This is a genomic window from Pontibacillus sp. ABV4_188 (assembly GCF_056311905.1).
In genome coordinates, this window is the sequence record NZ_CM149975.1 from 2,724,985 (window position 1) to 2,747,979 (window position 22,995).

A 22,995-nucleotide genomic window follows, 5' to 3' on the forward strand; every position below is an offset into this window, starting at 1 on the left:
AGTATAAGTTGCAAATATTGTATTCTTATACGTTTAATAAGGAGCTGACAAAGCATGCTAAAGCTAGGATCACACGTTTCCATGAGTGGAAAGAAAATGCTTCAAGGTGCAAGTGAAGAGGCTGCATCCTATGGAGCCAATACATTCATGGTCTACACTGGTGCCCCTCAAAACACAAAAAGAAAAGCCATTGAAGAATTAAATATAGACGCAGGCCTTGAACATATGAGCCAACATAACATCGACGAGCTAGTCGTTCACGCCGCTTATATTATCAATATAGGTAATACCGTTAAACCACACGTATATGAGCTTGGCGTTGACTTCCTATCAAATGAAATTGAACGAGTAGAAGCCCTGCAAAAAGCATCTCAAATTGTCTTACACCCAGGATCTCACGTCAGCCAAGGTGAAGAAGTAGGACTCAATCAAATTATCAAAGGCTTAAATGAAGTATTTGAGAACCATCCTAATACAACATGTCAAATTGCCCTTGAAACCATGGCTGGAAAAGGGAGCGAAATCGGTCGCAACTTTGAACAAATCGCTAAAATCATTGACGGGGTTAAGCACAATGAACACTTGTCCGTGTGTTTTGACACTTGTCACACACATGATGCTGGTTACGATATCGTTAACGATTTTGACGGTACCCTCAACCATTTCGATAAAACAATAGGACTAGATCGCCTAAAAGTTCTTCATATCAATGATAGTAAAAACGAGCGCGGGGCAGGGAAAGACCGTCACGAGAATATCGGTTATGGACATATCGGATTTGACGCTTTAAATTATATCGTTCATCATCCACAGCTCTCTGATCGACCTAAAATCCTTGAAACGCCTTATGTAGGTGAGGATAAAAAGAACAAGAAACCTCCTTATCAATATGAAATTGAGAGCTTACGCAATCAAACCTTTACGGATTGGCGATCTGAATTACTACAGTCGTAATAAACAAAACCATTATTTTGCTATCTGCGCAAAATGATGGTTTTTAATATTTTCCCATGCTTTTATACTTACTTACCTTTATGATGTGACTTTAAACCTAAATTGCGATATTTTTATATAGCATTGTAGGAAACCATCACATTCAAGCAGGGACTGGTTTTACGTGAATAAACAAAAGCACCAAATTGCATTAGCAATTTGGTGCTTTTTTAGTAAATAAAACTATCTTTTCTTATTTCGCTGCCTAGCTTGTTGTTTATTTAATTTCTTTTTAATCTGTTCTTGCTGGTATTTCATTTTTTTCTTGTAACCAGGCTTCACTTTTTTCGGTCGCTTTACGCGTGTCCATGCTTCTTTATCTGTATCGTTCTCATCAATTTTACGTGTCGAACGCTGATTCCGATCTTTAACAGGCACGAATTCACCTTTCTTAATATCGTAACTATCAAACGTTAAGCCTGAATTCTCCAATTTCTTAATAAGAGATTCATCAGTTTCCGTGTAAAGGTTGATCGCTGTTCCTTCAAGTCCAGCTCTGGCAGTACGACCTACACGGTGAATATAAAATTCTTCTTCTTTCGGTAGATCAGCATTGATAACGTGACTAACACCTTGAATATCAATACCGCGAGCAGCAAGATCGGTTGCCACAATATACTGATAGCGCAAGTTTTTAATATCTTTAACTACACGCTTTCTCTCACGCGGTGTTAAACCACCGTGAATAACCCCAACTTCTAAGCCTTTATCCATCAGTTCTTGTGCTAATTCATTTGCCCGTTCTTTCTTATTGGCAAATATAATAGCTAAATAAGGATGGATTAGTTTTGTAATATTCATTATCATATCTGCTTTATCTCTATGGCGCAGTGGTATGAGGCGATGCTCCATCTTCTCCGGAGAAGGTTTCTCTTCATCAGCTTGAATATAAGTTGGATTCTCCAAGTACTTTTTCAAAAATGGCTTTAGTTTGACAGGAATCGTCGCAGAAAATACGAGCAACTGTAAATCAGCTTGCATACGAACCAACACTTGATCGACATCTTCAATAAAACCTAAATCGAACATCAAATCAGTTTCATCAATTACAAAAGAAGAGGCTGTATAGACGTCAAGAGCTTCTTCTTGAACCATATCAAGGATCCGCCCTGGTGTACCGACTATGATGTGAGGCTGATCTTTTAATTTGTCTATCGTTTTCTGTTTGTCAGTCCCGCCTATTAGAAGCTTGGCCTTTAGAGCATCTCGGTGTTCAGATAGCTGCACCATTTTACGCACTTCATCATAAATTTGGGTCGCAAGCTCCCTTGTAGGAGCGGTAATTACGGTTTGAACTTCTTTACGCGAAACATCTATTCCATTTAATAAAGGGATGAGATAAGAATGAGTCTTCCCTGACCCTGTATGTGATTGTCCAATTAAACTTTCTCCTCGTAAAACGGAAGGGATTACTTTCTTTTGAATCGGTGTAGGCTCATGGAAACCTAACTGATCCACCATATCAATCATCTCTTTCGTAAGAGCCATTGATTTAAATGTTTGAACTGTCATATTCGTACTCCTTTTCGATCGCTGTTGCTTTCTCATTATAGTAGAGTTCTCTCTATTATACCATCTTTACTCCTGCTACACTTAAGGATTTTTAGTGGCTTCTATCTCAAAGAATGGTCTAACTTTGTATTCTGCCCCATTTCCCTTTATAATATGAGGGAGATATGATATTTTCGAACTCAAGAGGAGTAAGAGGGGGAACAAAGATGGAAGTCATTAAAATAGCTCCAAGAGGCTATTGTTACGGAGTAGTTGACGCTATGGTCATAGCTCGTAATGCCTCTAAGGATCCAAACTTACCTCGTCCTTTATATATTTTAGGTATGATTGTTCACAATCAGCACGTAACAGATGCATTTGAGAACGAAGGCGTTGTAACGTTAGATGGTAAAAATCGTTTAGAATTATTAGAAGATATTCATGAGGGAACTGTTATTTTCACTGCCCATGGTGTCTCACCTGAAGTGAAAAAAAGGGCCGAAGAAAAAGGACTAACCGTCCTTGATGCTACGTGTCCTGATGTTACAAGGACACATGATTTAATTCGTGAAATGGTTGCTGAGAATTACGAAATTGTATATATAGGCAAACGAGGCCACCCTGAGCCTGAAGGTGCTCTAGGAGTTGCTCCTGGTCACGTGCACCTCATTCAAGATGAGGAAGATATTAAAGACTTGTCATTAACGAGCGAGAAGATCCTCGTCACAAATCAGACGACTATGAGTCAGTGGGACGTCTACGATATCATGGAAAAAGTAAAAGAAAAGTATCCCCAAACCGAAATCCATCAAGAAATTTGTATGGCTACCCAGGTTCGTCAAGAAGCAGTAGCAGAACAAGCAGGGGAGGCTGACCTCACTCTTGTTGTAGGTGATCCAAGAAGTAACAACTCTTGCCGTCTTCAGCAAGTATCGGAAGAGAAAGCAGGAACCACAGCTTACAGAATAGCCGATGTTAGTGAAATTGAACTTGAATGGTTAGAAGGCGTTCAAAATGTCGCCATAACAGCTGGTGCTTCTACGCCAACTCCGCTAGTAAAAGAAGTAATCCGTTTCATTGAGAACTTCGACCCTTCAAATGAAGATACATGGGAGCGATCTTCTAAAGTGGAACAGCGTAAAATTCTTCCTAAAGTAAAAACGAAAAAAAGCTAACAAAAAAGGATGCCCATTGAGGCATCCTTTTTATTGTCTTATAAACCAAGGCCAATTGATATTTGATTTGTGTAGCTTGTATAGGCAATTACGTGATTCACTTCTACGATCTCTTTATCAGATAAACCTATATTTCTTAACGCTTCCACATCTTCCTTTTCCACTTGAACAGGCTTAGCTATTAATTTCTGTGCATAGTGTAGCATTAAAGTTATTCGCTGATCGAAATAACCTTCTTCAAAAGAAGAAAGCTTTGAAAGTATATCTTTGTCTCCTGTAAGCTCGATCAACAACTGACTATGACTTTTCTTACAAAATTCACACCCATTATGCATCGAAACAAAAGTGATAAGCGTTTCGCGTTGAACTTCTGTTAGAAACGTTTCTTTGACAGCTTGTTGAACAGGAGTAAACGCTTCTAATAGTGAAGGACTTTTCGCAATAAGTCTGTTGAATAATGGCAGTGGTTGTTCTAAATGACTAAGTGCTTCCATTTGTTTAATCTCAGTTTGTTTAGCCGGTTTAATCCATGGCATAGTACACATGCCTCCTTTTACATAAACTGAAATGGTTCTGTATGAGCTTCTGAAATTATCACATCTGTTGAAATTTGCTTTTGTTCAAATTTCGCCTTAAGAAAATCATGCACAGCTTTCTTCATAACTTTTTCTACATGGTGTCCCGGGTCTATTACATTTAATCCCATACCAAGAGCATCATGGGCTACATGGAAATATAAATCGCCAGTTACAAATACATCTGCTCCCTTACGTTTAGCAGCAGAAATGTACTTATTTCCATCTCCCCCCAATACGGCCACATTCTTTATCATTTTTTTCTTATCCCCGACTAAACGTAAAGCTGGTACGTCAAAGGCTTCTTTTACACGTTCGGCAAATGATTCAAGCGTCACGGGTTCATCTAGTTCTGCCAAACGACCTAGCCCTTTCTTTTCACCTTGAAGCTCTAAAGGATACACATCGTAAGCTACCTCTTCATAAGGATGGGCTTCTTCCATTGCTTTTAGGACTGTTTTCAATCCTGATTGGGGTACGATTGTTTCCATGCGTACTTCATCTACTTTTTCTATCTCTCCTTGAGTACCTATGTAAGGATCAGTACCTTCTTCAGGTTTAAATGCTCCAACCCCAGGTGTTTGGAAAGTACAGTGGCTGTAGTTTCCAATATGACCAGCCCCAGCATTTCCAAGAGCTTCTCTCACTTCATTCTCATGAGTTTGTGGAACAAATACTACAACTTTATAAAGGCGTTCTCTCTCTGTTTCAATTAGTACATCTTTAACACGTACTCCTAACGCTTCACACATGGCATCGTTAACGCCACCCCAAGCTATATCCAAGTTCGTATGTGCAGCGTAAACGGTAATATCATGTTTGATGAGTTTTTGAACAATCCGACCTTTTTCATTGTCTGGACTTACTTGTTTTAAAGGTTTAAAAAGTAATGGATGGTGGGCAATGATTAGATCTACATTATTCTCTATCGCTTCATCAACTACGTTCTCTAATACGTCAAGCGTTACCATTACCTTGTTTACCTTCTTATTCAGTGTCCCGACATGAAGGCCCACAGGATCTCCATCAAAGGCTAACTGCTTAGGGCTCCACTCTTCAAACCATTTGATAATATCTTGACCTGTTGCTACTTTACTCATTGGTGATCTCCTCCTGTATCCAATTATATTGGGTTTCGAATTCTTTCACTTTATCGAGATCGGGTTGCTTCGCCTGCTTCATTTGATTTAAGACAAACTTTAATTTGTCAGCTTCCCCTTGCCATTTAGAAATAAACGCTTCCGACTGTTCTTTTCGCAAAAAAGGACCGAATAGAAGCTCTTTTTCACGGTCTACCCCGTAAGGCTTCCATGGAGCCTCACTACGATCCCCTATCAAGACTTCATAGATATGTCCATCTTCTTCAATAATTGTCTCTTCAATAAGCTCATATCCATTATGTAAGAACCATAAACGAACGACTTGAGCATCTAAATTGGGCTGGGCGATAATCCTTTGCACCTTCCCTAGCTTTTCTTTGCCTTCCTCTAAAATGGTCTTAATCAATTTTCCGCCCATTCCAGCGATTGTTACAAGTTCAACTTCATTCTCATTTAATACACCAAGACCATTTCCTTTTCTGACCGTTACCCTATCATTTAACTGTTGCTTGTTGATATGGGACTGAGCAGACTGAAATGGACCATCGTTCACCTCTCCGGCGATAGCTCGAGCATTAGGGTCACGCTCACACACATAAGCAGGTAAATAAGCATGGTCTGAACCAATATCTGCAAATGTAGCCCCTTTGTAGATAAATGAGGCTACCGCTTTTAATCTTCTCGAAAGTTCTGTTTGTTTCAATTATCTCACCACTTTACTGAAATCTATTAATAGTCTTACCACACCACGAATAAAAAGTACAAGACATTTTCTAGGTTAGCATCTTTTCCGGCAGAAAACGATCCCGTCAAGGTGTTCTATATAAGCTCCCATATATGGACAAACGTCGATGGGATATTTATGCTCTCCTATAGATAGAGACGTTTCCGTCAGCATGAATAGAGCGTAAGGTGGGCCTGGAAATCACTCGCTTTCCGCGGGCGAGCTGTCGAGCCTCCTCGGGGAAACCACCCTGCGGGGTCTCGTCTACCTCTTTCTCCCGCAGGAGTCTCGCAATTTCCAGGCCCACCTTTGCCAAATAGTGTGAGACGGAAACGCGCCATATTTGAGAGTTAGGGGGGATTAAGAGCAACTTAACTAAGGGGATTCGTTCACCTCATTAAGGTTATGACAGGCTTTAGAATTGCTAAACTCCGTCGGGTTGGGGGAGCCTTTCCAGTTCCGGAGTCGAGGACTTAGGAACCACGCCTGCACTTTTATGCTAGGAGAGCCGGGAGAAAGCGAATGCGACTAAGAAAGCCCCCAGTTCGCCGTGGAAAGCAAGTGATTTCCTGAACCAGTTCACGCTCTAACAACGCAAATGTAAACATTCCCATAGCTTCGAGTATTCAAGATTACCCCACATTTCATTAGGAAAGACTCTAAGTAGGTTACGTGTATCTCCGACAGCTTTTCAACTATAAAAAAGAAAAGCCTTCTGCTAGAGCAGAAAGCTTTTCTTCTTTGGTTATTTCTTTTCAGATAGCCATTTTGATACAGCTTCTGTCTTTTCAGCATTCAAGTCCTGAGCAGGCATTCCACCTTGACCATTTTGAATGATTCCTTTGATATCTTCTTTGGAAAGCTTACTTCCAATGGTCTGAAGGTTAGGACCTACTTGACCTGATAGATCTTGCCCGTGACATCCTGCACACGTTTGAGAATAAATTTCTTCAGGGTTAGCAGCACCTGCATCGCCACTTCCGCCATCTTCAGCCGTTTTCTCCCCTTCGCCTTCTTTACCTTCCCCCGCTTGATCCATTTGGTTTAAACCTACAAAACCAATAATAATCATAAGGGTTAAGCCAAGTACAGCAATTAAAGCATAAGGCATAACTGGGTTTCGTTTCATGCTTATTTCCTCCTTATGTAATCCCCATTTCCACGGTTAGGACAAACTACATATATTTTACTTGAAAACGCTACTATAGAAAAGGGAAAAAGATGTTAATTCTAAAAAAATATAAACAGTAACCACATTACAATGCCTATAATACCTGATGCAATAAGGTAAAACACTTTCTTCCAAACACCTGCAAAAATCCATAATATGCAATTCAATAAAACCGTTATATGAAGCAAAATCATTTGTTGAGCACTTATTTGCACTAGATAAACAGAAAATATGAATAAAATTAATAAGAAAACAATGATTGCAATATGTACATAAATGGAGTTTGCCTTCTTAAAATACCAATATCCAAATGCAGTGAAGGTGAAAAAAATCAAATGTAAACCAATTTGCATTAGCATGGATATTTCAGTAAAATAAATGACAAGAACCGAACTCGGAAGAAGTGATAACAGAATTATTACACAGATGAAAGTGAACCACGATTTATGCGGAAACGCTTTCTTATCTGACGTTACATCTTCCTCTCCTTCAGTATATAGAGCAAGCAAGAAATCGCAATATTCCTTAGGAAGCAACTGATGGGTTTTCCAGTACTGAATTTCCTTTACAATAACTCGTTTCCGTGTGTCTTCCAATAGGCTACACCCCTTGAGGATCAAGGATAAAAAATACACAGCCATTGTGCACTTGTTAAGTACACAATGACTGAGTTGTTTATGGCATTATCAATTTACTCTATTCCAAGAAATCCTTTAATCGTTTGCTACGACTAGGGTGACGCAATTTACGAAGTGCTTTTGCTTCAATTTGACGGATTCGTTCTCGTGTAACACCAAACACCTTACCAACTTCTTCAAGTGTTCGTGTACGCCCATCGTCCAAGCCGAAGCGCAAGCGAAGAACGTTTTCTTCACGATCTGTTAATGTGTCAAGAACATCTTCTAGTTGTTCCTTTAACAGCTCATATGCTGCATGATCAGATGGTGATGTAGCTTCCTGGTCTTCAATGAAATCTCCTAAGTGAGAGTCATCTTCTTCACCAATTGGAGTCTCTAATGACACAGGCTCTTGAGCAATTTTCAAGATTTCTCTTACTTTATCAGGTGTGAGTTCCATTTCTTCTGCGATTTCTTCAGGAATTGGCTCACGACCAAGATCTTGAAGCAATTGACGTTGTACACGAATTAATTTGTTAATAGTCTCGACCATGTGCACCGGAATACGAATTGTACGGGCTTGGTCTGCAATAGCACGTGTAATTGCCTGACGAATCCACCATGTTGCATACGTACTGAATTTGTAACCTTTACGGTAATCGAATTTCTCAACAGCTTTAATCAGACCCATGTTCCCTTCTTGAATCAAATCAAGGAACAACATCCCTCTACCAACATAACGTTTCGCAATACTTACTACAAGACGAAGGTTGGCTTCAGCTAAACGACGCTTAGCCTCTTCATCGCCGTTTTCTATACGTTGTGCAAGGTTGATCTCTTCTTCAGCAGATAGTAAGTCCACACGACCAATTTCTTTTAAATACATACGTACAGGGTCATTAATCTTAACCCCAGGCGGGACGCTTAAATCATTTAAATCAAACTCTTCTTCCTTATCCAGTTGTTTCATGCTTGGATCTGCTTCAGAGTCGCCGATAATTTCGACACCCTGATCACTTAGATATTCATAAAACTCATCCATGGCTTCTGAATCTAGCTCATAACTGGATAAGCGTTCAGCTACTTCTTCATAAGCTAAAATACCACGCTTTTTCCCTAATTCAAGCACCTGTTCCTTCGCTTGTTCTAGGGTTAGCTCATTCTCTGTTGATTTTGAACTTGATGGCTGCTTTTGCTCTGCCATGAGTCCCCCTCCTTCCAAACTTCCTTCTATACCAAACTATTGAGATTTTAACTGCTTCTTCAGCTCAATGATCCTCATTGCGATTTGCGCTGCTCTCACTGGATCATTTTGACGTTCAGCTTCTTTCTGTTCCAGCTCAAGCGATGAAATACTCTCTTGTTCACTTCTTTTATTAGAAATGACACGTATATAATCATTGATTTCTGCATCACTAAGGTCAGGCTGAAGCTTTAACATAGCAATTTCACTTACTAAACTTTGTAATGAAGCATCTGGTAATTGTTCAATAAATTGTCCAGGGTTGGCTTCATAACCTTCCTCATAGTAAGCGTAAAGATATGTCACAATGACCTGATGCTCATTTAAATTAAAAGCTCCGCCTAATTGTTCCTGCACCTTATAAGACACAGAGGCATCATGCATCATATAATAAATCAATTGCCGCTCAGCATTATGAAATGCTGGAAGCAATTTCTGTTTCTTTGTAGAAGCTTCTTTGTAATTATTAGTATAGCTAGTCTCAGGATTCTTATCCTTATCAAGCCCTTGCTTTTTTCGACGATTTATGATTTCTTGTTCTAAAACATCAATTGAAAGATCATATTCGCCTGCTAGTTCTCTAAGATAATGATCCCTCTCTAGTGGTTTACTGATTTTAGAGACTTCATCTAACACACGTTCGATGTATTGAATCCGATCTCCTTCATTTTTTAAGTTAAACCCTTGCTTCAAGTGGTTTATCATAAAACCCATATACGTCACAGCTGCATCTAGTACATGCTTTCGGAAGCTTTCACTTCCGTATGACCGTATATATTCATCGGGATCTGATCCATCTTTCATTTGTGCTACTCGTACATCACACCCTACTTTTTTCAGTAGGTTAGCAGCTTTATAAGATGCATCTTGGCCTGCTCTATCAGCATCATAGCACACAACTACCCGTTCCACATACCTACGAATCAACTTCGCCTGTGGCTCTGAGATTGCTGTACCTAAAGTGGCTATACCATGTTTAATACCACCTTGGTAAGCAGATATAACATCCATTTGTCCTTCAAATAAGACGACTTCATTTTGTTTTCGTATCTCTGAACGAGCTAAATCGAAATTATAAAGTAACTTCCCTTTTTGGAATAAATCCGTTTCTGGGCTATTTAAGTATTTAGGCTCGCCACCATTTACGCTACGTCCACTAAATGCGACTGTCTTCCCTTGATGGTTTCGAATGGGAAAAATGACTCTGCCTCTAAAACGGTCACCGTAATGACCATCTTCTCGATATGAGAGCAAGCCTCCTTTAACCATCGTTTGAGGATGGAATCCTTTATTCTCTAAGAATTTCATTGTAAATTCTTTAGAGTTTGGAGCGAATCCTAACTGAAAAGCATCAATAACTTCATCAGACAATCCTCTTTCTTTTAGATGCTCATATCCATCTTTACCTTCTTTTGTATGTCGCAACAAATGATGGTACAATTTAGTTAACCAGCCATGCGCCTCAAGGAGTGTTTGGTTTTCCTGATGCTTTGGATCAGATTGATCTTGATCACCAGTATCCTGTTCTGGTACATGATGGCCACTTTTATCAGCAAGAATACGGATCGCTTCCTGAAAGGAAACGCCTTCGATCTCGCGAATAAAGGTGAGAACATTCCCACCCTTTCCGCATCCAAAGCAATGAAAGATTTGCTTATCGGAAGAAACGGAAAAAGAAGGAGTTTTCTCATTATGAAAAGGACAAAGGCCGAAATAATTCCGACTTTTCTTTGTAAGTTGAACATATTCACCGACAACATCTACAATGTCGTTGGAGTTTCTAATCTCCTCGATGATATTTTCTGGAATGCGGTTAGACATACAATCACCATGTTTACTTTTTATTCTAGAAGGAACATAAAATCCCTTCAATATTCGACAAGATTTTTCAAGTCTTGCACAAATCCTCACTAGTCCTTAGGTCATACGATTACTTTGTAATCCCTTCGATCCGTAAGAAACGTGAGATATTAATGACCTCCCCCGTTACTTTAGAACTAAGAGACTCCCATATAGTTATCTTTCGACAATTCCTAGAAGGATGCCGGCTATAGTCATGTATTCTACATTCCTGTCAGGATTCCTTCTCTAAGAAAATAAGTTTTAACTTTCTGAAAAGTCATTCCTTCTACACAAGTTACGGGACATAGCATCCATTCCCCACTATTTCCTTACGCAAACCATAGAAACATTTTTTCACAAAATACAATTATAATACAATAAAGATTGAATTACCACGATTTTTTTGTTAAAACAGCGGATATTTTTACACCATATCGACATAAATGCAAGAGAAAACACAGGCGCACAAACCTGTGTTTTGTTTTAAGATTTAGAGTGGATACGATTCAGAATCGTATTGGCAGTCTCCTCTACAGCTTTATATGAAACATCAATTACATCACAACCTATACGGTCAACCACAGAATTAAAGTGATCTAACTCATGATGGATGCGTTCCATATTAGCATAAGTAGCTTGGTCGTCCAATCCTAAAGCTTTCAAGCGCTCTTTTCGAATATCATTTAACTTCTCTGCGCTAATTTTTAAGCCAATGCATTTAGAAGGATTTACTTTAAAAAGCTCTTCAGGAGGATCAACTTCAGGAACGATTGGCACATTGGCTACCTTTAAGCGTTTATGAGCCAAGTATTGAGATAATGGAGTCTTAGATGTTCTTGAGACACCTATTAAGACAACGTCTGCTTTCAAGATTCCTCTTGGGTCTCTACCATCGTCATATTTCACCGCAAATTCAATGGCTTCGACACGTTTAAAATAATCTTCATCTAACTTATGCACTAAACCAGGTTCTAAACGAGGCTTCTTTCCATACTGTTCTTCGATTTGGTCAATAAATGGACCTATGATATCAATCGCTGTTACACCATGTTCTTTAGCTTCTTGCAATAAGTATTCTCGGAACTCAGGAATGACTAGTGTGAAACCAATCATTGCCTCGTGATCTCTCGCTTGAAGTACTGCTTCTTTCAATGTAGCTTTATCTTCAATATAAGGAATACGTTGGATTTCAAAGTTGCTATTATTAAACTGACTTATAGAAGCTTTTACAACTAGTTCAGCTGTCTCTCCTACAGAGTCTGACACAACATATACAATCGGTTTGCCCATTCTTTCCCCTCCTCACATCTTAGATCCGTTCATCACGACCTAATTCTACTAATGCTTTCGTTAAATTCGTTTTTGTTAATCGTCCAATTACTTCATAACCATCTTCATCATTTTTCACCACTGGTAATGCATCAATTTGCTTGTCGATTAGCATTTGGCCTGCTTCTAAAAGTAAATCCTCTTTATAACATATCGTTACATTAGGCATCCTTGTCATTATAATATGAACAGGAATCTCCCGTAAATCTTGATTACCTATACTCGTACGTAGTAAATCTTTACGAGATAAGACACCTACTAACTTAGCATGATCATTGACCACAAAGAGTGTTCCAACATCCTCTAAAAACATGGTACATATCGCATCATAAACAGAAACATTCTCGTGCACGACAACGGGAATAGATTGAAAATCTTGGACTTTAAACTTTTTTAATTTCTCCGTAAGAAGCTCAGATCCCGTCTTACCAGTATAAAAGTAACCAACCCTTGGTCTTGCATCCAAATACCCCGCCATTGTCAGTATAGCTAAATCAGGTCGGAGTGTTGCTCTTGTTAAGCTAAGTCGCTCTGCTATATTTTCACCCGTAATAGGACCGTTCTCTTTCACAATCTCAATAATATGTTCTTGCCGCTGTGTTAAATCCACCTTTTCACCACCTCTTACTTTGTGTCATACTATTTTAAATATTATATCTCATTTTAGATCGAGTGGGAAGAACAGTCCTCCCCACCAACCTAGAGAAGAGCGAAAGGTTTTTTTACACCTTATCAAAGCACAACCCTAAAAAGTGAAAAACCTCGTCCCTATACCTCTAACATCGAGGGATAAAGACGAGTTAATTTCATGGTTATCTATTATGCGCTTAGATAGAATACTGAACGGTACTTCAAATGTCAAACATTACGCTAATCTTTCAACCAGTCCAACTGATTTAAGAACTTTTTCGATTTTAGATAGTAACCACCATAACGATCATAGTATTCGGATATCATTTGTTTAAGACGGTCCTTATTCTCTTGTTTGACGGATATGTTCCCAACTCTTGTCACGTCAACCTCTAGACAAATACGGAGTAGTTTCAAAAGATTTGGCGCAAGTCCATAAGAGTAAGAATCTAAATGACGGCACCTTGTACACAAGATACCTCCTTCTTGCACAGAAAATGAAAAAGGCTCCTCTTCATTCCCACAATTCACGCATCGGTGAACTTCAGGTGCAAAGCCGCCTTTACGAAACATCTTCATTTCATACATGAATAGCAGAATATCTAGATCTTTATCTTCTGTAATCCAAATAAACGTTTGTAAGAGCTGCTGAAACAAAAACGGATCAGGCTTATTTTGCTCCTGCAGCTTATCAGTTAGTTCTGCCATATAAGAAGCATACGCCGTTTTCACGATATCTTCTCTAATGGAACGTAAGGAATACAGCACCTCTCCTTGTTGCAACGTTCCCATATTTGAGCCCATTTGTACAAGAAAAGATGCATACACGAACGGTTGGGTTATTGCAGTTAACCGGCTCTTAGGTTTTTTAGCCCCTCTAGCCATTACTGCAATCTTGCCCTTTTCTCGCGTGAACAAGGTGACAATTTTATTCGTTTCCCCATAATCACCTGTTCGAATGACAATCCCCTCTACCTTTTCCAACAATTTAACTCACCTAACTTCTTTCTCTACAACTGTGGATCAAATTCCGCATATTCTTCGTTGTGTTCCCGAGCTTGTGAACCTTCACTATCAGTCGTTTCTAGTTCCTTCAATAATAAATAGGTTTCAATGTTTCCTGTTTGACTAAAAACTTTCCATGTAAAGTCGAGCACAAGAAACCCCACCTTTCTATTGGATTAAGAAAATGTATGATTGACCTTAGATTGACCGTAAAGCATGACACTCATGTACCTTAATATTTTCCAAATTAATATTCGTCTTGTCGATATCCATACTCTTGTAGGTGATTAGAGCGATTACGCCAGTCCTTTTGTACTTTTACAAAAAGTTCTAAATAAATTTTCGTACCAAGTAAAGATTCAATATCTTTACGAGCTCTTTGACCAATTTCTTTCAACATAGAGCCTTGTTTTCCAATAATAATGCCTTTTTGACTAGAGCGTTCAACAATAATGGAAGCTTGAACATTCACTTTTTCATTCTCACGTTCTTCAATTCCTTCTATCACAACGGCAATCGAATGAGGGACTTCTTCCCTTGTTAGATGCAATGCTTTCTCACGGATTAATTCACTAATAACAAAGCGTTCAGGGTGGTCAGTAATCATGTCTTCCGGGTAAAACTGCGGACCCTCTGGCATTTTCTCAACCATTAGTTTGAGTAAGTTATCTACATTGTTTCCTTCTAACGCAGAAATAGGTACAATCTCTGCAAATTCGTATTTTGTACGATACTCATCAATGATTTTAATTAACTCATCTGGATGAACTTGATCTAGTTTATTTACAATAAGAAAGACAGGCTGTTTTACCTTCTGAAGCATGTTAATAATAAACTCATCTCCACGCCCAAAACCTTCTTTAGCATTAACCATAAATAAGACAAGATCTACTTCGTTCAAGCTTTGTTCAGCTACATTAACCATGAAGTTCCCTAGTTTATGTTTTGGTTTGTGAATTCCTGGCGTATCTATAAATACCAATTGGGCATCGTCTTGTGTATAGACCCCTTGTATCTTATTTCGAGTCGTTTGTGCCTTGTCGCTCATAATAGCAATCTTCTCACCAATTACTCGATTCATAAATGTGGATTTTCCTACGTTAGGTCGTCCGATGATGGATATAAATCCTGATTTGAATTCTGATTCCATGTTGTATCCTCCATGCTTAGATGATTATTCCTTAAATCAACTTTGATTTTTTTCTATTTTACTACAAATTTACCTTCATTTCATGCAATCGACAAAAGCAGTTACGAAATTACAAGAAAACAAAAGGGATTCATCGCACTACAAATTATGCGAAATTTCGATTCCCCACACCCCATTTGGATTCTCCATGAAGTTGAGATAATGCTTCCGTTTGCTCAAATTGAGAGTAAGGTGGTTCGGGAAATCACTCGCTTTCCGCGGCGAGCTGGGAAGCCTCCTCGAACGCTTTCGCTCTCTGCGGGGTCTTCCCTAGCTTAAAAGTGCAGGCGTGGTGCCTAGGACCGTACGGACAAGACAGCTTTTTGGAAAAGGCGTTTAGCCTTTGGAAAAAAGATGACTTGTCTCGCTAGGTCCTCCACGCCGGAACTAGATAGGCTCCCACTGCCGCAGGAGTCTCGCAATTTCCCGAACCACCTTTGTCATATATAGAGAACGGAAGCACGCCATGTAAAGGAGTGAATTGTTGAAAACCCACCATACTCGAGATGAGGGGGCGTTACACATCTTCTGATAAGGGGTGTCTGGGGAACGGGGAGACTCCTGCAGGAGAAAGAGGTCGACGAGACCCCGGAGCGAACGAAGTGAGTGAGGAGGCTCGACAGCTCGCCTGCGGAAAGCGAGTCGTTCCCCAGGCACCCCTACCACTCAATAAACGTAACGACCCCACTTATAATAAAGCGTATCGGCTTTGAGTCTTCGAGATTACTGCTCCATTGTGGAGCAAGTCTCCATCAAATAAAAAAAGACCTGGAAAAAGAGTTCCCAGGTCTTCTTAGAATAGTTTAGGAAGAAATATAATACACGCAATAATAACAGAAGCCAGCGCGGCAACGAGTACCGCTCCAGCTGATATGTCTTTAATTTCCCCTACAAGGGGGTGTTGTTCTGGCGATAAGAAATCCATAATTCGTTCAATAACTGAATTAATCATTTCTAATATAATGACCATTGCCATAATTGTAATGACCGCTACCCATTCCCAGGCAGCTAAGTCAAGAAGCAAGCCAGCAAGAACAACAATGGCCGATACAGATAAATGAATCCTAAAATTTCTTTCTGTTTTCAGAACTTCCCACAGACCTTGAAAAGCAAAGGAAAAGCCAATCAACTTCTTTTTTTTAGCTTCGTTTGAGTCCGAACTCATGTAAGATTTCCTCTTGGCGTGAGAACATTTTCTTTTCGTCCTCTTCATTTAAATGGTCATACCCAAGCAAGTGTAGGAAACCATGAAGAGCCAAAAAGCCAAGTTCACGCTCATAAGTATGGTTATATTCCTCAGCCTGTTCCTTTGCTCGGTCAACAGAAATGACAATATCTCCGAGGAGAAGTGGCATTTCTGCTCCCATAATCTTCATTTCCCCGTCTCCTTCTTCTTGCATAGCAAAAGAGATGACGTCAGTTGGTTCGTCCTTTTGACGGTAATTCCGGTTGATGATTTGAATTTCATTGTTATCAACAAAAGATACCGATAGCTCGGCTTCATCTGTTACATTCTCCTGGTTTGAGGCGAAATCTAAGATGCGTTGAATTAAATCAATGTAATCTTCTTCTACAGAGTTTGTTTCATCGTGGAAATCAATGTACATGTTTATGCCTCCTTAACGGTTGCTTTAGATTCTGGATATTGTATTCTTGAGTGAAATATACCTTGTAACGTCTCACAAATCGCTATTTGTATTCGTTCCAGGTCCTTTAATGTTAAAGGACTATTCGACAATTGTCCATCTAAAAGACGGTCAATGATAATCGAATGAACCAAGTTTTCAATGTCTTCTGGTGAAGGGGTTTTAAGAGATCGGACAGCCGCTTCTACTGAATCGCATATACACACTATTGCTGCTTCACTTGACTGTGGTTTAGGCCCTGGGTAACGATAGTTCACTTCTTCGACGTTTTCGTTTTCTTGTTTCGCTTTGTGGTAGAAATACTTTAAAAGCGTTGTGCCGTGGTGTTGTTCTGCAATGTCAATAATTTCTGTTGGCATCTTATGTTTTCGTAGCATTTCAGCCCCAGTGTAAGGATGGCCAATAATAATTTCCGCACTTTTCTGAGGCTCAATCAGATCATGAGGGTTCTTCATCCCCATTTGATTTTCAATAAAGTATTGCGGCTCTTTCGTCTTACCTAGATCATGATAATAAGACCCTACTCGAGCCAATAAACCATTCGCTCCTATAGCCTCACAAGCCGATTCACTTAAATTCGCAACCATCACACTATGATGATACGTCCCAGGGGTTTGCGTCAATATCTTTCGAAGTAAAGGATGATTTGGATTAGATAACGTGATCAACAGTGTATCTGATAGCATGCCCAATCCCGCTTCAAAGAATGGCAATAATCCAAAAGTGAGCACAGAAGACAAAAATGCCGACAGAACCGCATATCCTATCGTTATCGTAGTACCAGAGAGTGAAATTGGCTCGTAGGTCAATAATACGAAAACCACCACAAGAGCAATATTCACAACCGTCACTCCGAAACCAGCTTTAAGTATGGATGTCTTATCTTTTACATTATGAAGAAATATAATCGCAGCTAGTTGTGAGAACATAAAATATATGCCCGCTTCAACATTTAATGTCCCAGGAATTTGCTGATTAAAAAAGATGGTACCAAAAATCGCATACATAATACTTAAAAATATAGCCATTCTCTCATGTATAAGAAGCGTTATCAGCATCGCCCCAGCAGCAACGGGTACAACATAATACAAATCATCAATAGAAGATTGAAAAACACTCCCAAGCTTCATCATTAGAAAGACTAAGATACTAATAAACAGAATGGCTAACACCTTACCATTATCCAAACCGTCAGTCTTGCTCATTCTTTTTAATTCATAGAGGAGGACTCCTATAGAAAGAATGATTAATAATATAAGACCTGAATAAGGATACCAGTTGCTTTTCCCATCTAATAACCCGACTAATTTTAACCGTTCATATATATCATTAGAAATCGTTTCCCCTTGAAAGACTAACACCTGTCCTTGCCTTATCATAACCGGATCAACATCATTAGCTGCTTCGTTTTGAGCTTGGATTTTTTTATCTTCATCGATAAATGAATTACGAACAATCAAAAACTCTATTAGCGATTGCACTGCCTCTTTCAGGTCAGGATCAAAACTCTTGTACTGTAACTCATTCTTTACCATTTCAATAGATGAGGCAACATCCTCTTCTCGCACACCAGAATGTAACACGTCTTTAACCGCATTAGAAAGCATTTCCTCAGCTACGTTTCGCTGATCAGCTGGTGCATCTAGCAAGCGCTCTAGGACCTCTGGGGTAACTTGCTTTGTAATGTCTTCAGATAGCATAGATTGAAGTTTTTCAACATCATTTTCTACAGGATCAGATTCATTTCCATCTACTTGGTTTTCTGATCCCTCTTGCTCATCAATCACTTCAACTGCGTTAAATATTTCTTCCATGTAGTTAATACGGGTATTCGTGATGAAATTTCTGATGGTGTATACATCATCGACAGATTCCATAGCTTCATCTCGTTTTTCCTGCGTTTTATCTTTATCTTCTACATTAATCGGAGAAAGAATCGTATCTTTAGCCGTATCCAATCTATCTACATCGTAGGTTTTCGTTTGAACATTTGTAAAAGCAAGTAAAAAAATGACCAGCGCCAGGATGGTCATAGATACTCCAATGGTAATCCACACATTCTGAAAAACATTCCCCTTGATGAACTGATTCCACCAGTTTCTCACCAATTTCCCCTCCATTATCTTATACATAGAAAGAAGACCCTTAAAAAAGGGTCTTTCTACTTACTGTTCATCTTCATATGCATCAATAACTCTTTGAACAAGTGGGTGACGGACAACATCTGATTGTTCTAAGTAGGAAAAGGCTATACCTTTAATACCAGATAGGCGCTTTTCTGAAGCTTTTAGTCCTGAAGTAACACCTTTTGGTAAATCTACTTGGGTGATATCCCCAGTAATAACCATTTTAGAACCAAAACCAAGCCTTGTAATGAACATCTTCATTTGTTCTGGTGTGGTATTCTGAGCTTCATCTAAGATTACAAAAGCATCATCCAATGTTCGACCTCGCATATATGCTAGAGGAGCAATCTCTATTGTTCCACGCTCCATTAATCGAGCAGTATGCTCTGTTCCAAACAAATCATGCAGAGCGTCGTATAAAGGTCTTAAGTAAGGATCTACCTTTTCTTTAAGGTCTCCTGGTAAAAATCCTAGACTTTCGCCAGCCTCAACGGCTGGTCTTGTTAATATAATACGTTTGACTTCATTATTCTTTAATGCCTGCACAGCCATAACTACAGCAAGGTAGGTTTTACCCGTTCCGGCAGGCCCTATGCCAAACACTAAATCATGAGTTTTCATTCCAGAAACGTAATTTCGTTGACCAAGTGTTTTAACTCGAACAGGTTTTCCTTTTGCGTTTCGGATGATCTCATCTTCAAATAACGTTTCAAACTGTTGAAGTTCGTTTTTCTTAGCCAGGTCAATGGCATAGATCACATCACGCTCAGAGATCGTTAATCCTTTACGAATGATCGTAAGCAACGCATGAAACACTTGTTCTACCAACATGACATGTTCTTTGTTCCCTGACACACTTACATGTTCGCCTCTCGTAACAATGGATACACTTAATTGAGATTCCATTTGTTTCAAGTTACGGTCGCCTGTCCCAAATAAGGCTAACGCTTCATTCGGATTATCTAATTGAATGTCGATTGTACGTAAATCTTCCTGCATGCTTCAGTCTCCTTGAGTGATAGGTTGAGGTTTAGAAATATCTTCATGAACTTTAAAATATAGGATTAATTTTACTTTACCATTCTCTTTCTGACGGTGCAAAACTTTTTGGGCAATAATTTTGGAATTTTGTGGGATATTCTGCTTTAATTCCATCTCAGCTTGTTTTACCCCTATTTGCAACGCTTCTTTATCTGTTCGGGATTCTTTATACAATTCCGCTTCAGAGATCTCTTTAGAAGAGAATTTAATGGGTAATTCCCATTTAAATAAATAGAATGGTTTATTATATTCCTCTTCATGCATGCGCTTAAACTCAGGTTCTTTGAATCCCCAAATCGGCACTCTTACGCCCCCTAGCTGCACACCATAGTGCGTTTCCTTCTCACCGGTAATGACTTCATATTGCACATTCAAAGGAACAACCACTTCACTTTTGTACCATGTCTCTGCAATAACCTCACCTTCAGCATGGACAAGGGTCGGCTCTTCTTCTCGTCCAATTGCTCCCGAGACCAGTAAATCTCCAGATTCCACATAATCATTCAGTTCAACCGCTGGTTCTCCCTTTTCAACATACATATCAACAATAATTCCTTTTTTACGAGCATAAAGACTTTGCGGACCACCTTCTTCTGGTTCTGTAACAATCGTTTTTTCTACACCTTCTAAGTGATAGGTCGTACCCTTTTCGGTGACGCCGATCCACAAAAGTTCAGGCACATCAGCTAAAAGTTTTTGTTGCATTTGTCCAGGGGTTTCAATCGTAAACTTCCACGCCCCTCGTTTAATTCCATAGTCTTTTAAATTCTCTTTAATTTTATACTCTACCTCTGGGGTAACCCCTTCTATCTTAATGCCCCACACCATGTTTGAAAGAAGGAAAATTGCAATCATCCCAAGCACCAAGCCTGCTACAAGCGACCTTCTTTTAAGTAAAGAACGAAGTAAGAAAGGAAGACCGTGCCTGTTCTTGAAGCGAATTTTATAATCTAATTGACTTCGCAACTTTTTTAGTACTGGTACATCTTCCAAACGCACATTTGCTTCACATGTAAACTCGTCTATCTTTTTCACATTCCAAACAGAAATTCCATTCTCAACGCAACGGTTGAGAAAGAACTCCGGAAATTTACCTTCAATCCTAAGCGTCGTGTACCCAGTGAAGAAAACCCCTTGCGTAATTTTCATACATACCTCCTAACCGTTAGCCATTTTGATCTATAAAGGTCACTTCATGAATGGTTCCCTCAAGCAAGATCTCTTCCGGGAGCATCATACGAAGCACAAACCCTTTCCCTTTGATCAACAACTGCCCTTGCTTCAATTTCAGGCGTAATTCCTCATCAGAGAAAGAGATTAATCCCTTATGATTTTCCACATATGCATGTATTTGTCCGATGGTTGTTATTCTTGGTAGTTCGAGGATGACATCAGTTGGTAAATCAAGTTGTTGCGATAGCCAATTCCCTATACGTTGTTGCCATTTTTTCATTCGAGTGTGCCCCCTCTCACATACATATCTATGAAAAAAGCACGAAATGTATCACTACATTTCGTGCTTTCACTAAGGCTTATTTTTTTAGATGTGATCGGTAAGGATTCATGGAACGGGGTTTTCCTAACACTTCAGCCATGACAACACTTTCAGCAAGCTTCTTTTTCGATACATTTTGCAAGCCACTCACCTTTACAGAAGGTTGTGATTTGCTCCCTTTAAGATAAGGTACTTTTTTACCCCTCTGATAGCTTGGTTGAGTTGGTTGATCCGGGATCGCGTCATGCTCTCCCCCGATTTCTCCTTTAAAGGCTTTCTCGTCTTGATTCTCCGCTTCTGAACTTTCACCCTTTTGTTCACGTTGAATACTCCTGTAACGCTCTCTTTGCTCTTCTGCGTACGTTTTTAAATCTTTCACCTTTTCTCGATCTACAGAAGGTTGAGGAGAAGATGGAGTGGCTTCCCCTTGAGCGGGACGATTTTGTGCAGGTTTCTTTTTTTGCTCCTTTTGCTCATCCTTCCCTAAATTAGTCAGGAAGGCAAAAACACCAGCAATGATCGGCAACAAAATTCCTATGTTGCTAAAAATGAGATCAAAAATATCTCCCATTCGTAATCAGTCCTCCCAGATAGGACTTTAACCTCTATTTGTCCTCTTCTTCATTTTCGTTATTCATCTTACCAATTACATCACGCATATCGGTATCCGCCTGTATATTCTTCAAATTGTAGTAATCCATAACACCAATATTTCCTGAGCGTAACGCTTCGGCCATAGCAAGCGGAACTTCTGCTTCGGCTTCCACAACTTTCGCTTGCATTTCTTGAACACGTGCGCGCATTTCTTGTTCTTGCGCAACTGCCATGGCACGACGTTCTTCTGCTTTAGCCTGAGCAATATTCTTATCGGCTTCAGCCTGGTCTGTTTGAAGAATCGCACCAATGTTTTTACCGATATCTATATCAGCAATATCAATGGACAAGATCTCAAACGCTGTTCCAGCATCAAGACCTTTACTCAATACGTTTTGAGAAATACGATCCGGGTTCTCTAATACTTGGTTATGGTCCTTAGAGCTACCAATAGTACTAACAATACCTTCACCTACTCGAGCAATAACGGTATCCTCACCAGCACCACCGACAAGACGATCAATATTCGCTCGAACAGTAATACGGGCTTTTGCTTTTACTTCGATTCCATCCATTGCTACACCAGCAATAAATGGTGTTTCGATTACTTTCGGGTTAACGCTCATCTGAACAGCTTCTAATACATCACGACCAGCTAAGTCAATGGCAGCACAACGCTCAAAACTCAGTTCAATATTAGCGCGCTGAGCTGCAATAAGTGCATTTACCACGCGGTCAACATTTCCTCCTGCGAGGTAGTGACTTTCAAGTTGATTGGTATCTACATCCACACCAGCTTTATGCGCTTTAATCAACGGATTAATAACGCGACTTGGAACGACTCGACGTAATCTCATTCCAATAAGTGTAAAGATGCTAATTCTAACCCCTGCTGCCAAAGCACTAATCCATAGCATGATCGGGATAAACGTGAACAATACAGCAAGAGCTATAATGATAACTGCAATAAATATAATTGGTACCAAACCTTCTGATAACATAACTATTC

General features: G+C 39.5%; 23 protein-coding genes. 2 read left to right on the forward strand and 21 right to left on the reverse strand.

Annotated features, from left to right (window positions below):
• Window positions 1–54: 54 nt before the first annotated feature.
• Window positions 55–954, forward strand: a complete 900-nt coding sequence (locus ACYX4O_RS14110; RefSeq protein ID WP_476351680.1) for a deoxyribonuclease IV — start codon at window positions 55–57, stop codon at window positions 952–954.
• Between the two features lie 222 nt (window positions 955–1,176).
• On the opposite strand, the gene ACYX4O_RS14115 is transcribed toward ACYX4O_RS14110, so the two are convergent.
• A complete protein-coding gene (locus tag ACYX4O_RS14115) occupies window positions 1,177–2,505 on the reverse strand; it encodes a DEAD/DEAH box helicase (protein WP_476351681.1) in 1,329 nt (442 codons plus the stop codon).
• A 206-nt stretch (window positions 2,506–2,711) separates the two neighbouring features.
• Between ACYX4O_RS14115 and ACYX4O_RS14120 the strand changes: the two genes are divergently transcribed.
• Complete coding sequence (locus ACYX4O_RS14120) at window positions 2,712–3,659, forward strand: 4-hydroxy-3-methylbut-2-enyl diphosphate reductase (RefSeq protein ID WP_476351682.1); 948 nt, start codon at window positions 2,712–2,714, stop codon at window positions 3,657–3,659.
• Between the two features lie 38 nt (window positions 3,660–3,697).
• Here ACYX4O_RS14120 and ACYX4O_RS14125 read toward each other — a convergent pair whose 3' ends face one another.
• From ACYX4O_RS14125 to floA, 20 genes are all read right to left on the reverse strand, one after another.
• Window positions 3,698–4,195, reverse strand: coding sequence for a peroxidase-related enzyme (locus tag ACYX4O_RS14125; RefSeq protein WP_476351683.1), 498 nt, complete (start codon window positions 4,193–4,195; stop codon window positions 3,698–3,700).
• A gap of 17 nt (window positions 4,196–4,212) precedes the next feature.
• Window positions 4,213–5,334 carry a Nif3-like dinuclear metal center hexameric protein gene (locus tag ACYX4O_RS14130; RefSeq protein ID WP_476351684.1) on the reverse strand — a complete coding sequence of 374 codons (1,122 nt, stop codon included), beginning with the start codon at window positions 5,332–5,334 and terminating at the stop codon, window positions 4,213–4,215.
• Entirely contained in the window at window positions 5,327–6,037 is a 711-nt protein-coding gene (locus tag ACYX4O_RS14135) for a tRNA (adenine(22)-N(1))-methyltransferase (protein WP_476351685.1), read from the reverse strand. Before ACYX4O_RS14135 ends, ACYX4O_RS14130 begins: the two co-directional genes overlap by 8 nt.
• 766 nt (window positions 6,038–6,803) lie before the next feature.
• A complete protein-coding gene (gene cccA / locus ACYX4O_RS14140) occupies window positions 6,804–7,187 on the reverse strand; it encodes a cytochrome c550 (RefSeq protein WP_476351686.1) in 384 nt (127 codons plus the stop codon).
• 101 nt (window positions 7,188–7,288) lie between these two features.
• Window positions 7,289–7,825: a hypothetical protein gene (locus tag ACYX4O_RS14145; protein WP_476351687.1), complete on the reverse strand. Its 537-nt coding sequence runs from the start codon at window positions 7,823–7,825 to the stop codon at window positions 7,289–7,291.
• Window positions 7,826–7,925: 100 nt separating this feature from the next.
• Entirely contained in the window at window positions 7,926–9,050 is a 1,125-nt protein-coding gene (gene rpoD / locus ACYX4O_RS14150) for an RNA polymerase sigma factor RpoD (RefSeq protein ID WP_188651484.1), read from the reverse strand.
• Between the two features lie 36 nt (window positions 9,051–9,086).
• On the reverse strand, window positions 9,087–10,961 hold the full coding sequence (gene dnaG / locus ACYX4O_RS14155) for a DNA primase (protein WP_476351688.1): 1,875 nt from the start codon (window positions 10,959–10,961) through the stop codon (window positions 9,087–9,089).
• A gap of 453 nt (window positions 10,962–11,414) precedes the next feature.
• Complete coding sequence (locus ACYX4O_RS14160; protein ID WP_476351689.1) at window positions 11,415–12,221, reverse strand: pyruvate, water dikinase regulatory protein; 807 nt, start codon at window positions 12,219–12,221, stop codon at window positions 11,415–11,417.
• 19 nt (window positions 12,222–12,240) lie between these two features.
• Window positions 12,241–12,870, reverse strand: coding sequence for a transcriptional regulator CcpN (gene ccpN / locus ACYX4O_RS14165; protein WP_476351690.1), 630 nt, complete (start codon window positions 12,868–12,870; stop codon window positions 12,241–12,243).
• Window positions 12,871–13,130: 260 nt separating this feature from the next.
• Window positions 13,131–13,874: a DNA repair protein RecO gene (recO, locus tag ACYX4O_RS14170; RefSeq protein WP_476351691.1), complete on the reverse strand. Its 744-nt coding sequence runs from the start codon at window positions 13,872–13,874 to the stop codon at window positions 13,131–13,133.
• A gap of 26 nt (window positions 13,875–13,900) precedes the next feature.
• Window positions 13,901–14,047, reverse strand: a complete 147-nt coding sequence (locus tag ACYX4O_RS14175) for a YqzL family protein (protein ID WP_476351692.1) — start codon at window positions 14,045–14,047, stop codon at window positions 13,901–13,903.
• A gap of 95 nt (window positions 14,048–14,142) precedes the next feature.
• Window positions 14,143–15,045 (reverse strand): GTPase Era, encoded by a 903-nt coding sequence (gene era / locus ACYX4O_RS14180; RefSeq protein ID WP_476351693.1) that lies wholly within the window; start codon window positions 15,043–15,045, stop codon window positions 14,143–14,145.
• 832 nt (window positions 15,046–15,877) lie between these two features.
• On the reverse strand, window positions 15,878–16,249 hold the full coding sequence (locus ACYX4O_RS14185) for a diacylglycerol kinase family protein (protein ID WP_476351694.1): 372 nt from the start codon (window positions 16,247–16,249) through the stop codon (window positions 15,878–15,880).
• Window positions 16,224–16,691, reverse strand: coding sequence for an rRNA maturation RNase YbeY (gene ybeY, locus ACYX4O_RS14190; protein WP_476351695.1), 468 nt, complete (start codon window positions 16,689–16,691; stop codon window positions 16,224–16,226). The genes ACYX4O_RS14185 and ybeY overlap by 26 nt, the downstream gene beginning before the upstream one ends.
• Before the next feature lie 2 nt (window positions 16,692–16,693).
• Window positions 16,694–18,835 carry an HD family phosphohydrolase gene (locus ACYX4O_RS14195; RefSeq protein ID WP_476351696.1) on the reverse strand — a complete coding sequence of 714 codons (2,142 nt, stop codon included), beginning with the start codon at window positions 18,833–18,835 and terminating at the stop codon, window positions 16,694–16,696.
• A 60-nt stretch (window positions 18,836–18,895) separates the two neighbouring features.
• On the reverse strand, window positions 18,896–19,855 hold the full coding sequence (locus ACYX4O_RS14200) for a PhoH family protein (protein WP_476351697.1): 960 nt from the start codon (window positions 19,853–19,855) through the stop codon (window positions 18,896–18,898).
• Between the two features lie 3 nt (window positions 19,856–19,858).
• Complete coding sequence (yqfD, locus tag ACYX4O_RS14205; RefSeq protein WP_476351698.1) at window positions 19,859–21,046, reverse strand: sporulation protein YqfD; 1,188 nt, start codon at window positions 21,044–21,046, stop codon at window positions 19,859–19,861.
• 16 nt (window positions 21,047–21,062) lie between these two features.
• On the reverse strand, window positions 21,063–21,350 hold the full coding sequence (gene yqfC, locus ACYX4O_RS14210) for a sporulation protein YqfC (RefSeq protein ID WP_188651467.1): 288 nt from the start codon (window positions 21,348–21,350) through the stop codon (window positions 21,063–21,065).
• A gap of 79 nt (window positions 21,351–21,429) precedes the next feature.
• Entirely contained in the window at window positions 21,430–21,963 is a 534-nt protein-coding gene (locus tag ACYX4O_RS14215; RefSeq protein ID WP_476351699.1) for a hypothetical protein, read from the reverse strand.
• A gap of 34 nt (window positions 21,964–21,997) precedes the next feature.
• The gene (gene floA / locus ACYX4O_RS14220) at window positions 21,998–22,987 is read right to left on the reverse strand and encodes a flotillin-like protein FloA (RefSeq protein ID WP_036785767.1); all 990 of its coding nucleotides are present in this window, start codon (window positions 22,985–22,987) and stop codon (window positions 21,998–22,000) included.
• Between the last annotated feature and the right edge of the window lie 8 nt (window positions 22,988–22,995).